The sequence below is a fragment of the Sporosarcina sp. Y1009 genome, assembly GCF_057669865.1.
This window is the reverse complement of record NZ_JBYHFO010000017.1, coordinates 57,971-69,782: the sequence shown is the minus strand read 5'-3', so window position 1 is coordinate 69,782 and position 11,812 is coordinate 57,971. Positions and strand designations below refer to the sequence as shown.

General features: G+C 40.4%; 13 protein-coding genes and 1 riboswitch. Of the genes, 12 read left to right on the top strand and 1 reads right to left on the bottom strand.

Translation table 11 applies throughout. The features are described from left to right. Positions 1 to 279: 279 nt before the first annotated feature. The 3 genes from AC25Y1_RS16515 (at position 280) to AC25Y1_RS16505 (ending at position 2,090) form a co-directional block, all read left to right on the top strand. Positions 280 to 1,167, top strand: coding sequence for a 5'-3' exonuclease (locus tag AC25Y1_RS16515; protein WP_488149099.1), 888 nt, complete (start codon positions 280 to 282; stop codon positions 1,165 to 1,167). Between the two features lie 148 nt (positions 1,168 to 1,315). Beyond that, positions 1,316 to 1,516: a hypothetical protein gene (locus AC25Y1_RS16510; RefSeq protein ID WP_488149098.1), complete on the top strand. Its 201-nt coding sequence runs from the start codon at positions 1,316 to 1,318 to the stop codon at positions 1,514 to 1,516. Between the two features lie 199 nt (positions 1,517 to 1,715). Beyond that, positions 1,716 to 2,090 (top strand): hypothetical protein, encoded by a 375-nt coding sequence (locus AC25Y1_RS16505; protein ID WP_488149097.1) that lies wholly within the window; start codon positions 1,716 to 1,718, stop codon positions 2,088 to 2,090. Here AC25Y1_RS16505 and AC25Y1_RS16500 read toward each other — a convergent pair. Beyond that, a complete protein-coding gene (locus AC25Y1_RS16500; protein ID WP_488149096.1) occupies positions 2,087 to 2,599 on the bottom strand; it encodes a C39 family peptidase in 513 nt (170 codons plus the stop codon). The genes AC25Y1_RS16505 and AC25Y1_RS16500 overlap by 4 nt on opposite strands. Positions 2,600 to 2,821: 222 nt before the next feature. On the opposite strand from AC25Y1_RS16500, the gene AC25Y1_RS16495 reads away from it, so the two are divergent. From AC25Y1_RS16495 to AC25Y1_RS16455, 9 genes are all read left to right on the top strand, one after another. Next, positions 2,822 to 5,206: a 3-hydroxyacyl-CoA dehydrogenase/enoyl-CoA hydratase family protein gene (locus tag AC25Y1_RS16495; protein WP_488149095.1), complete on the top strand. Its 2,385-nt coding sequence runs from the start codon at positions 2,822 to 2,824 to the stop codon at positions 5,204 to 5,206. 29 nt (positions 5,207 to 5,235) lie between these two features. Next, a complete protein-coding gene (locus AC25Y1_RS16490) occupies positions 5,236 to 6,411 on the top strand; it encodes an acetyl-CoA C-acetyltransferase (protein WP_488149094.1) in 1,176 nt (391 codons plus the stop codon). A gap of 43 nt (positions 6,412 to 6,454) precedes the next feature. Next, positions 6,455 to 8,242: an acyl-CoA dehydrogenase family protein gene (locus AC25Y1_RS16485; protein WP_488149093.1), complete on the top strand. Its 1,788-nt coding sequence runs from the start codon at positions 6,455 to 6,457 to the stop codon at positions 8,240 to 8,242. A gap of 86 nt (positions 8,243 to 8,328) precedes the next feature. Beyond that, on the top strand, positions 8,329 to 8,685 hold the full coding sequence (locus AC25Y1_RS16480; RefSeq protein ID WP_488149092.1) for an arsenate reductase family protein: 357 nt from the start codon (positions 8,329 to 8,331) through the stop codon (positions 8,683 to 8,685). A gap of 77 nt (positions 8,686 to 8,762) precedes the next feature. Then, positions 8,763 to 9,143 (top strand): glycine cleavage system protein GcvH, encoded by a 381-nt coding sequence (gcvH, locus tag AC25Y1_RS16475; RefSeq protein WP_488149091.1) that lies wholly within the window; start codon positions 8,763 to 8,765, stop codon positions 9,141 to 9,143. Between the two features lie 76 nt (positions 9,144 to 9,219). After that, positions 9,220 to 9,552, top strand: a complete 333-nt coding sequence (locus AC25Y1_RS16470) for a toprim domain-containing protein (RefSeq protein ID WP_488149105.1) — start codon at positions 9,220 to 9,222, stop codon at positions 9,550 to 9,552. Between the two features lie 13 nt (positions 9,553 to 9,565). Further along, positions 9,566 to 9,865 (top strand): thioredoxin family protein, encoded by a 300-nt coding sequence (locus AC25Y1_RS16465; RefSeq protein WP_488149090.1) that lies wholly within the window; start codon positions 9,566 to 9,568, stop codon positions 9,863 to 9,865. A gap of 56 nt (positions 9,866 to 9,921) precedes the next feature. Continuing rightward, positions 9,922 to 10,027, top strand: a riboswitch (SAM riboswitch). An 85-nt stretch (positions 10,028 to 10,112) separates the two neighbouring features. Next, positions 10,113 to 11,138, top strand: a complete 1,026-nt coding sequence (locus AC25Y1_RS16460; protein WP_488149089.1) for a methionine ABC transporter ATP-binding protein — start codon at positions 10,113 to 10,115, stop codon at positions 11,136 to 11,138. After that, positions 11,131 to 11,799, top strand: a complete 669-nt coding sequence (locus tag AC25Y1_RS16455; protein WP_488149088.1) for a methionine ABC transporter permease — start codon at positions 11,131 to 11,133, stop codon at positions 11,797 to 11,799. The genes AC25Y1_RS16460 and AC25Y1_RS16455 overlap by 8 nt, the downstream gene beginning before the upstream one ends. Positions 11,800 to 11,812: the final 13 nt, after the last annotated feature.

Genomic DNA, 11,812 nt, shown 5'->3' with positions numbered 1-11,812 from the left:
GATAAGAAGTGATGAACAGAACCTTAAGTTGACGCGTATGGGGGCGGCGACTCCCGCGGGAACAGCACGAGTTGAAGACCTTCGCCGTGCCCGCGGGAAAGCGTCCGCCCGCAACGGAAATCAACGGGTCTAATAAAACCAAGTTCTTGAATAATGGATTGTTCAAGTAGCTTTCTTGTATTTGGGCCGTATTAGTACCGAATTCTCGTTGAGTAGTCTACTATTATAGTATTGAACACAGTCGGAATCGAACATTTTCGGCTACTGGAGGAATGACAATTGACTACAGAAGAAAAACCACATATTTTAATCGTTGACGGCATGGCCTTATTATTCCGCTCCTTTTTTGCAACATCCGCAATGGGGCACTATTTTCCGAACGCAGCAGGAATTCCAACGAACGGGGTCCAAGGATTCGCTCGTCATTCAATGACAGCAATGTCCCTATTTAACCCAACCCATATGGCAGTATGTTGGGATATGGGTGCGCACACATTCCGTAATGATCTATATGACGGCTACAAAGCAAATCGTCCAGCACCTCCAGAAGAACTCGTACCACAATTTGATATGGCACGAAGTGTTTCTGAACTCGTCGGCTGGAAAAGTTACGGCGAACCAGGAATGGAAGCTGATGATTTAATTGGTTCAATGGTGACAAATTGGGAAGGAAAAGCCGATATAACAATCGTTTCGGGTGACAGAGATCTATTACAATTACTGCGTCCAGGCGTTAAAGTCGCCCTCATTAAAAAAGGATATAGCGAGTACGACATCTACACGGACGAACGATTCATCGAAGAATACGGCATTACGCCATTTCAATATATCGATAAAAAAGCGTTCACTGGTGACGCAGCTGACGGATACCCAGGCGTCAAAGGCATCGGACCGAAAACAGCTTTGACATTAATTAAACAATATGGTTCCATCGAAGGTATTCTAGCGGCACTAGACGAACTAACTCCAGCAAGACGCAAACGAATTGAAGAAGGAGTGGATATGCTTCACCTATCCAGAAAACTTGCCGAAATTCACTGCGACCTAGACGTGTCCTGTCAAATCGATGACCTAACCCTACCGATATATGATGCTGAAAAACGAAGCCTCTTTGAAAAAGAAGGCTACACTCTGCTTATGCGACATGCAGATTCATTGTTTTTATGAAGTAATTTTGAAGCATTATCTTCTCAAGAAGGCAATTTTCCGTTAAGTCATAGGGAATTGCCTTCTTCTTATATTGAATTAACATAATGTAGAAAGCATCCATCGAACAGTAGATTGAGCGCTTATAGAAGAAGGGAAGTGTTGTAAAATGGCGATTGTGACCTTTCTTATCATTGGTTGGATACTAAGTTGGTTTAAATTTAATAGATTATTTATCCAAGCGTTTAGAGAACTATTCAAGTTGGAAATTACGAATGCAACCTATTATTTCGTGTTTTTCATCATAGGTCTTTTCGGAGATATCATTTTATTTGTAAGAGGAACCTATGGAGTTCTTTTCCTTGAATAGTAAAAATGATATTAGCTAGCTAAATAAAACTTAAGCGAAACAATTTAAGATATTCTAAATGCACTAGACGCATAAAAGGAGGCAACTCCCCCTAAAAATTAAGGGGAGTTGCTTATTTTTATTTATGGAAGACTGAATTTTGTTTAATGAAACTTATAACTCCTTGAAACTGTCATATGATTAGAAAGGGGGAAGTATGATGGGTGGGAATGACGATCCTATTGTAGTCCGAGAAAAAATGAAGCTCTTCACTAAAATTGGCTGCTTTTTTGGAGTAGTAGTCATTGGACCTCTAGTTATCATCCTGATTGCTTGGAGTTTTTTTCATACATTCTACCCTACAGAAAAAGAGTTACTGGTTAGCCATTCACCCAACCAAATTAATAAAATCGAGATTGTTCAAGTCGAAGAATTTCCCGACCCGATTCTTAGAATTAAGTATGATGATAAATTTATTACGAAAACGAAACTGCCAGAAGACATATCTGTAGAATGGATACATGATTATGAAGCGAATGTCATCCTTACTAAGCATGGTAGGAAACCAGACATTGTTCTAGTAGAATTTAATTAGATCGTATCTTTTTTAATTTTTACAAACGTCAAAATGGATTTGTTTTTCCCATACGAAATTTTGCGCAATTGACTAGCCCGATTTCGTCCGCCATTATCATGGATAATGAGAAATAGGTCATCACCACTTTTCTCATATCCGACAACAGGAACCCAATGATAATCGAATGCAAATTTACCGCGCCAGTTAAATGTAAACCATTTATCAAACTTTGCAGCTACCGGTCGGCCGTTATCGATTTCATGAATAACTTCATGAGCAGTACATTTTTCAACAGTCCAACCTTGACCAAGAAGTTTCTTCATATTGCGGATGAAACGCCAGGTAAATAGCCCAATTTTCGTGCTGCCTAAAAATCGATACAATTCATTCACTGCATATAGTTGGTTAGGTAAATGATAGTTGAGGATTACATAAGCAGTTACAGGCCCACATGCCGAGGGACGAAAGCGCTCATGAATATCTTGCTCAAATTGAGATTTACCAATCACATTAAGTACCGTTTTCATTATGTAACATCCTTTCTTAACAAACAACGACTCTCTACATTCAGTTTACAAGTTAATTGCGAGGGTGGGGTAGTAATTGAAATTACGTGTAAATAAAAGAGAAGATAATATTGCGAAAAATTAAGAAATGATCTATAATAAATGCAATAGACATTGTTTCTATTTTTTTTGCTCAAATAATGAATGAGCATTCATTCAAGAATATAAAGGGAGGCATTGCTCGTGGCTTATCAAATTAAAAAAGCAGCAGTTTTAGGCTCAGGTGTGATGGGTTCTGGAATTGCAGCCCATCTCGCAAATATCGGTATTCCTGTACTTTTATTGGATATCGTTCCAAAAGAATTAACAGATGAAGAGAAAGCAAAAGGACTTACTCTCCAAGATAGCCAAGTCAGAAACAAAATTGCATCAAGCGCATTGCAAAAATTACTTAAACAGAAACCAGCACCTTTAACGACAAAAAGTAATCTATCCTTGATTGAAGCGGGAAATTTAGAAGACGACCTGGACAAATTGAAAGACGTTGACTGGATTGTAGAAGTTATCGTTGAAAATTTAGCGATTAAAAAAGAACTGTATGAAAAAGTAGATGCAGTTCGTAAACCTGGCACAATCATTTCATCAAATACATCAGGTATTAGTATCGAAGCAATGAAAGAGGAACGCTCAGAGGATTTTCAAAAGCATTTCCTTGGAACACATTTCTTTAATCCACCACGTTATTTGAAACTACTTGAAGTCATTCCAGCGAGTACAACAGCTCCGGAAGTGGTAGATTTCATGGTTCAGTTTGGTGAAAATACGTTAGGTAAAGGTGTTGTCATTGCCAAAGATACACCCAACTTTATAGCGAACCGAATTGGAACATACGGATTACTGATCACGCTTCAAGAAATGGTGGAACGTGGGTTTTCTATCGGTGAGGTGGACTCTGTAACCGGAACCTTAATAGGTCGTCCGAAATCAGCAACTTTCCGTACATTAGACGTAGTCGGTTTGGACACATTTATGCATGTCGCTAAAAACGTCTATGACCAGACAGAAGGTGCAGAACAAAAAGTTTTCGAATTACCAAACTTTATGAAGAAAATGATTGATAATGGATGGCTTGGTGCGAAATCGAAACAAGGATTCTATGTAAAGAAAGATAAAGAAATCTTGGAACTCGATCCAGAAACTTTCGAATATAGCAAAGCGAAGAAATTGAAAACGCCTTCAATTGAAATGGCAAAACAGCAAAAAGGACTCGCAAATCGAGTGAAGACATTGGTCTATGCAAAAGATCGGACGGGCGAAATCCTGTGGAACGTCATTGCACCAACACTTCGTTATTCTGCTGAGCTACACGGTGAAATCGCGGATGATATTGTTGCAATTGATAATGCGATGAAATGGGGATTCGGGTGGCAACAAGGTCCATTTGAAATATGGGATGCGATTGGCGTTGCTAAATCGGTTGAGATTATGAAAGAAGAAGGTAGAGAAGTACCTGCTTTTGTTCAACGTTTGTTAGCTCAAAACTATGAATCTTTCTATAAAGAAGAAGACGGTGATTTGTATTTCTTCGACGGAGAAGGCTATCAGCCAGTTCCTGTTAATGAAAAAGTGATTGACTTGAAACGTTATAAGAAAAAACACGGGGTCATCAAGAAAAATTCAGGTGCTAGTTTAATAGATCTCGGTGATGGTGTAGCTTTACTTGAATTTCATTCGCAATCGAATGCGATAGGGTTAGATATTTTGCAAATGATCAACTTCGCAATTGATGAAGTGGAAAAGAATTATAAAGGTCTTGTGATTGGTAACCAGGGAAGAAACTTCTGTGTTGGTGCAAACCTTGGACTCATCTTAATGGAAGCACAAGATGACAATGTTTTTGAATTGGATTTCGTTGTTAGAACGTTCCAGAATGCAATGATGAAAATCAAGTATTCAACAAAACCTGTTGTTGCTGCACCATTTGCAATGACACTTGGTGGTGGTGCAGAAGTTTGTCTCCCAGCAGCACATATACAAGCAACAACTGAAACGTATATCGGATTAGTTGAACCAGGGGTGGGACTCATTCCTGGCGGCGGTGGAAACGTCGGATTGTACACGAAGCATTTAAAAGGATTACCAAACGGCGTTGACTTAGATTACCAAGCAATTGCCAATAAGGTATTTGAAACCATTGCAATGGCGAAAGTTTCAACTTCAGCTGACGAAGCACGTGACAATAACTTCCTTAATTTTGCCGATGGAATTAGTGTAAACGCTGATCATCAATTATACGACGCAAAACAAGTTGCAATTGCACTTTATGAAAACGGATACATGGCACCGAAACGTGAAAAAATACCGGTAACAGGTGATTCAGGATACGCGACATTACTTCTTGGTGCAGAAGCCATGTTCTTATCGGGCTACATTAGCGAACATGACTTAAAAATTGCGAAAAAATTAGCTTTCGTACTAGCTGGTGGCAAGGTTCCGTATGGCACATCTGTTGATGAGCAATATTTACTTGACCTCGAACGAGAGGCATTTCTAAGTCTTGTAGCTGAACCAAAATCACAGCAGCGCATGCAACATATGCTTGTGAAAGGAAAACCACTACGCAATTAAAGCAATCGAATATAGAGGAGGAAGAAATAATGCGTGAAGCAGTCATTGTAGCCGGTGCACGAACGCCGGTCGGTAGAGCGAAAAGGGGTTCCTTAGCAACCGTTCGTCCAGACGATTTAGGGGCGATTGCGGTCAAGGAAACATTAAGACGAGCAGGTGGATATGACGGTGCAATCGATGATTTAATCATAGGCTGTGCAATGCCAGAAGCCGAACAAGGTATGAATATGGCACGTAATATTGGCGCACTTGCAGGACTTCCAGATACAACGCCAGCCATTACAGTAAATCGATTTTGTTCTTCGGGCTTACAAACCATTGCCTACGGGGCAGAGCGTATCATGCTTGGATCTTCGAAAGCGATTCTGGCAGGTGGTGCGGAATCGATGAGCATGGTGCCAATGATGGGGAACGTAATACGTCCGAATGCACATTTAGCAGAAACAGCACCAGCGTACTATATGGGAATGGGTCATACCGCAGAGCAAGTCGCGACTAAATACGGGGTGAGTCGCGAAGATCAAGATGCATTCGCAGTACGTTCTCATGAAAGAGCAGCTGCAGCAATTGCAGCTGGTAAGTTTAATGACGGGATTGTGCCAGTAGATGTGGTTCAACACTACGTTGATCATAACGGAAAACCTGCGGAGAAAAAATTTACATTTGAAATGGATGAAGGTGTTCGTCACGGGACAACACAAGAAGTGCTTTCTCGCTTGCGTCCAGCATTTTCAGTAACGGGTTCAGTAACTGCAGGTAACTCCTCACAAACATCGGACGGGGCAGGTGCAGTTCTAATTATGGACCGTGAAGTTGCAGAGGCGGAAGGATTGAAGCCAATCGCTAAGTTTCGTTCATTCGCAGTTGGCGGGGTACCTCCACAAGTGATGGGAATTGGCCCAATTGTAGCAGTTCCAAAAGCACTTGAAATAGCTGGATTATCAGTTGAAGACATTGATTTATGGGAACTAAACGAAGCATTCGCATCCCAATCACTTCAAGTAATCCGTCATCTTGGCCTTGATATGGATAAAGTGAATGTCAACGGCGGAGCAATCGCGCTCGGCCATCCACTCGGCGCAACAGGCTCAATATTAACCATTCGATTAATGGAAGAACTCAAACGCCAAAACAAACAATTCGGCGTTGTCACAATGTGTATCGGCGGCGGAATGGGCGCAGCAGGCGTATTTGAAATGTTATAAGAAGTAGCTAATTTTCGTTTTAAATTAAAAGGAGGAACAAACAATGACTGAATTAAAAACAACGGAATTAATAAAAGGCGGCGCTTTCCTGATCGAAGACATCGAAGCAGAACGTGTCTTTACACCAGAGGATTTTACTGAAGAGCAGAAAATGATTGCCAAAACAACTGAGGACTATGTATTAAATGAAGTTGTGCCTGTCATCGATAATTTAGAGAACCATGAATTTGAACACTCTGTACGTTTATTGAAAAAGGCAGGAGATTTGGGACTACTCGGCGCAGATGTTCCAGAAGAATACGGCGGTCTCGGCTTAGATGCCATTTCATCAGCATTGATATCTGAAAAAATGTCACGTGCGGGTGGATTTTCAATCACACACGGTGCCCATGTTGGAATCGGAACATTGCCGATCGTATTATTCGGTACGGAAGAACAAAAGAAAAAGTATTTACCAAATTCGGTGACGGGTGATAAAATCTCAGCTTATGCATTAACTGAACCGGGTTCAGGTTCAGATGCATTGGGAGCAAGTGCGAATGCGAAGCTCAATGAAGCGGGAACACATTATATTTTGAATGGTGAAAAACAGTGGATCACCAACGCAGGATTTGCGGATGTATTTGTGGTCTATGCAAAAGTTGACGGCGACAAATTCTCAACATTTATCGTGGAAAAAGATTTCCCAGGGGTATCTGTTGGTGCAGAAGAAAAGAAAATGGGGATCAAATCTTCTTCTACGCGTACGTTAATCCTACAAGATGCACAAGTGCCTGTTGAAAATTTATTGGGTGAAGTAGGACGCGGCCATGTGATCGCCTTTAATATCCTGAATATTGGTCGTTACAAATTGGGTGTCGGCACAGTTGGCGGTGCAAAACGTGCACTCCAATTGGCGATTGAATATGCAAATGGACGTAAACAATTTAAAACACCAATCTCTTCATTTAATTTAACAAAAGAAAAGCTTGCGACAATGGCTTCACGTACTTATGCAGCAGAAAGTTTAGTGTATCGTACAATCGGTTATTTTGAAGAACGTAATAGTGCGATGACTGTTGAAGAACGAAAAGATGGAAAAGCAATTGCAGCATCGATTGCCGAGTACGCAATTGAATGTTCCATTAACAAAATCGTCGGTTCGGAATTACTAGACTATGTTGCCGATGAAGCCGTACAACTACACGGTGGATATGGATTTATGGCAGAATACGAAGTTGAACGTATTTACCGAGATTCCCGTATCAACCGCATTTTTGAAGGAACAAATGAAATAAACCGCCTACTGGTACCTGGGACTTTCATGAGAAAAGCATTGAAAGGTGAATTGCCTTTGCTTGAAAAAGCACAAGGACTACAAGAAGAGCTGCTTATGATGATGCCTGAAGAAATTGGTGACGAAGCCCTTGCACAAGAGAAAGTACTTGTGAAAAACGCGAAAAAGATTGGCTTACTAGTTGCAGGTCTTGCCGCACAACGTTACGGCACAAAACTTGAAGAAGAACAAGAGATTCTCGTAAACATTGCCGATATTGCAAGTAATCTATTCGCTATGGAATCAGCCCTTTTGCGTACAGAAAAAGCAATTGCACGAAATGGTGAAGAGAAAGAAAAACAGAAAATCCTTTACACAGAGGTATTCTGTCAAGAAGCTTTCGCAGAAATTGAAAAAGATGCAAAAGAAATTCTATTGGCAGCGGTGGAAGGTGACAACCAACGTATGATGCTATCAGCACTTCGCAAACTAACTCGTTCAACTCCTTACAATATTATTGCGAAAAAACGTGAGACTTCGGAAAAACTTATTGATGCAGAAAAATACATCGTCTAAGGAATGATGTAAGCAATTGCCCAGACGCCTTTTGGTATCTGGGCATTTTTTTGCTACAATAGGGGAAACGAAGGAGATGTGTAATTATGAAATTGACCTATTACGGATACCCTAAATGCAGCACGTGTAGAAAAGCGAAGAAATGGCTCGAGTTAAACGAATTGGAATATACCGAAGTGAATATCGCGGAAACCCCGCCAAGCGAAGAAGAACTTGGAGAAATCATTGAAGCTTCTGAGTTAGACATTAAGAAGTTTTTTAACACGAGTGGAAAAGTGTATCGTGAGCTTCAACTGAAAGATAAATTACCAACGATGTCGGAAGCTGAAAAAATAAAATTACTATCATCAAACGGAATGTTAATCAAACGACCGATTGTTCATGGAAATGGAAAAACGACTGTAGGTTTCAAAGAAGAAGAATATGAAAATGTATGGATTTAAAGGCTTCACACCTTGTGTTTAAGGCTAGCTTATGGCACTATTAGATTGAAAGAATAACTATTTTGGAGGTCATGAATATGAACACACCAAAGGAATTTAAGTATTCAGCAGAACATGAGTGGGTTAAAGACGAAGACGGAAAGTACCGTATCGGGATTACTCATTTTGCGCAATCTGAACTAGGCGATATCGTATTCGTTGAACTACCTGAAATCGGCGACGAAATAACGGCAGACGAGCCTTTCGGTAGCGTTGAATCTGTAAAAACAGTATCTGAGTTATACGCGCCAATTAGTGGAAAAGTAGTTGAAGTAAACGAAGAGTTAGAAGATAGCCCTGAGTTTGTTAACGAATCCCCTTACGAACAAGCCTGGATGATTGTCGTTGAACCATCAAATGTTTCCGAATTAGATGGACTTATGTCGGCTGAAGACTATGACAAAATGACAATTGAGTAATAGTTGACACCGGACGCCGAGAAGTTATTCGGCGTTTTTCTTTTTTTATAAAGGAGGCGCATAAAGCTTGAATCAGATGAAAATCTTGATTGTAGAAGGAAGCGCGGATCGGAAACGAGTCAGTCGTGTACTTGCTGAACCTATTGATATTATTTGTACAAATGGTACCATAAGTCCTTATAATCTTGAGGTACTATTAACACCTTATGAAGAGTTCGAGATGTACGTCTTCCTTGATGCAGATGAAGATGGCGAAAAAACCCGTGTATTATTCAAAAGGGAATATCCATTAGCCATTCATCTTTACACTGAAAGAGTATATAAAGAAGTTGAAACAACACCATACAATGTGCTTGCAAAAATTCTTCAAGAAGCACATATTAAAGTTCACCCTGAATTTATAATGTAAGAAGGTAGATATAATGGATATATGGACAATTAGAGATTGGGAAAAGAACAGCAGCGAAAAAGACATTGCGGTATTTTATTTGTACACGCCAATGTGCGGTACATGTGCAGTCGCTTCGAAAATGATGAATGTAATTTCTGTTATGAAACCAGAGATACCGATTGGTAAGGCAGATTTGAATTATCACGAGGAATTAGCAATTGATTATCAAATTGAAAGTGTACCCTGCCTCCTCATTTCTAAAAATGGTGTTTTGACGGAAAAGGTATATGCATTCAAATCAGTACCTGATTTGCTAGTGAAAATAAGTTGACAGACCAGGGACAGGTATGCTAGATTTATTGTTAATCATAAAACATAATTTAATCACTCTTATAAAGAGAGGCGGAGGGAAGTGCCCTATGAAGCCCGGCAACCATCACATAAGTGAACTGGTGCCAAGTCACACAAAGCATATTGCTTTGAAAGATGAGAGATTGGACATACGCTTATTACATTAAACGTTAAGCCTTTCTGCATCGAGCAGTAAGGCTTTTTATTATTTATAGAGGTGAAGAAAAATGATTCATTTAACAGACGTTCATAAGGTCTTCGGTGAAGGTTCAAAAAGTATTGTCGCTGTGGACGGTGTAACCTTTGATATTTCAGAGGGTGAAATATTTGGTGTGATTGGATATAGTGGTGCTGGAAAGAGCACACTCATCCGGCTTTTAAATGGATTAGAAATGCCGACCAGTGGCACGATTACAATCGGCGGATTGGAAATCTCTTCTATTAAAGGTCAGAAATTACGGAAAGCACGTCAAAAAGTAAGCATGATTTTCCAACACTTTAATTTGTTATGGTCGAGAACTGTGAAAGATAATATTGCTTTTCCACTCGAAATCGCCAATGTCCCTAAAGCAGAACGGGAACGAAAAGTCGCTGAACTAATCGAATTGGTAGGTTTGAAGGGACGCGAAAATGCCTACCCTTCTGAATTGTCAGGGGGACAAAAGCAGCGTGTTGGGATTGCGCGTGCCTTAGCAAATGATCCAGAAGTGTTACTTTGTGATGAAGCCACCTCTGCCCTGGATCCAGAAACGACAGATTCAATACTTAATCTCCTGACGGATATCAATGAGCGACTTGGTCTGACAATTGTCCTCATTACACATGAAATGCAAGTCATCCGGAAGATTTGTCACCGGGTTGCTGTGATGGAAGAAGGAAAAGTAGTCGAAATGGGCGATGTTCTTAAGGTGTTCCAATCACCAAGGGAGCCGATTACGAAACGTTTCTTATCGCAAGTCACAGAACCTGCGGAAGTAATCGAAGCGATGGAACATATTAAAGAAGAGTTTCCATCTGGAACGCTAGTAAAACTTACCTTTGTAGGGGAACGAACTGGACAGCCGGTGATTACGAGCTTGATTCGAAAGTTTAAGATTGACGTGAATATTGTGCAAGGGAATATAGCCCACACACATACTGGCCCTTACGGCACGCTGATTCTTCAACTAGATGGAGAAGAATCGATTATTCAAGAAGCAATCCATTATCTTAATGCACAAGATGTCCGGACGGAGGTAATTGGTAATGATTGAAAACCTGTTTCCGAATGTAGATTGGGCTAAGATGTGGGAAGCGACTGTAGAGACACTTTATATGACAGCAATGTCGACCGTATTCACATTTGTTTTTGGGTTGGCACTAGGTGTCTTGTTGTTTCTCTCAGGTCCAGGACAGTTATGGGCGAATAAGTTGGTTCATACGATTTCCGGAGCATTCGTCAATATTTTTAGGTCAATCCCGTTTATCATTTTAATTATATTGCTGATTCCATTTACAAAATTGCTTCTTGGTACAATGCGAGGACCAGAGGCCGCTTTACCTGCATTAATTATCGGGGCTGCGCCGTTTTATGGTCGAATGGTTTTAATTGCCTTGCAGGAAATCGATAAAGGTGTGATTGAAGCTGCAAAATCGATGGGCGCTAAAACGTCTACGATTATCTTTAAAGTGTTATTACCAGAATCGATGCCTGCCCTTATCTCGGGAATTACCGTTACGGCAATTGCACTTGTCGGCTATACGGCAATGGCGGGTGTTATCGGAGCTGGTGGACTAGGAACGCTAGCCTTTTTGGATGGATTCCAACGAAGTCGTGAAGACGTTACGCAAATGGCAACGATTCTTATCTTAATCATCGTCTTCATCATTCAGTTTATCGGAGATGTAGCGGTTAAAAAGTTTGATAAAAGATAATGTTAATATAGGA

Coding starts and splice junctions, on each gene's coding strand:
- AC25Y1_RS16500 (WP_488149096.1), bottom strand. CDS start 2,599: ATGAAAACGGTACTTAATGTGATTGGTAAATCTCAATTTGAGCAAGAT.
- AC25Y1_RS16465 (WP_488149090.1), top strand. CDS start 9,566: ATGGATATATGGACAATTAGAGATTGGGAAAAGAACAGCAGCGAAAAA.
- AC25Y1_RS16490 (WP_488149094.1), top strand. CDS start 5,236: ATGCGTGAAGCAGTCATTGTAGCCGGTGCACGAACGCCGGTCGGTAGA.
- gcvH (WP_488149091.1), top strand. CDS start 8,763: ATGAACACACCAAAGGAATTTAAGTATTCAGCAGAACATGAGTGGGTT.
- AC25Y1_RS16510 (WP_488149098.1), top strand. CDS start 1,316: ATGGCGATTGTGACCTTTCTTATCATTGGTTGGATACTAAGTTGGTTT.
- AC25Y1_RS16480 (WP_488149092.1), top strand. CDS start 8,329: ATGAAATTGACCTATTACGGATACCCTAAATGCAGCACGTGTAGAAAA.
- AC25Y1_RS16455 (WP_488149088.1), top strand. CDS start 11,131: ATGATTGAAAACCTGTTTCCGAATGTAGATTGGGCTAAGATGTGGGAA.
- AC25Y1_RS16485 (WP_488149093.1), top strand. CDS start 6,455: ATGACTGAATTAAAAACAACGGAATTAATAAAAGGCGGCGCTTTCCTG.
- AC25Y1_RS16460 (WP_488149089.1), top strand. CDS start 10,113: ATGATTCATTTAACAGACGTTCATAAGGTCTTCGGTGAAGGTTCAAAA.
- AC25Y1_RS16505 (WP_488149097.1), top strand. CDS start 1,716: ATGGGTGGGAATGACGATCCTATTGTAGTCCGAGAAAAAATGAAGCTC.
- AC25Y1_RS16470 (WP_488149105.1), top strand. CDS start 9,220: ATGAAAATCTTGATTGTAGAAGGAAGCGCGGATCGGAAACGAGTCAGT.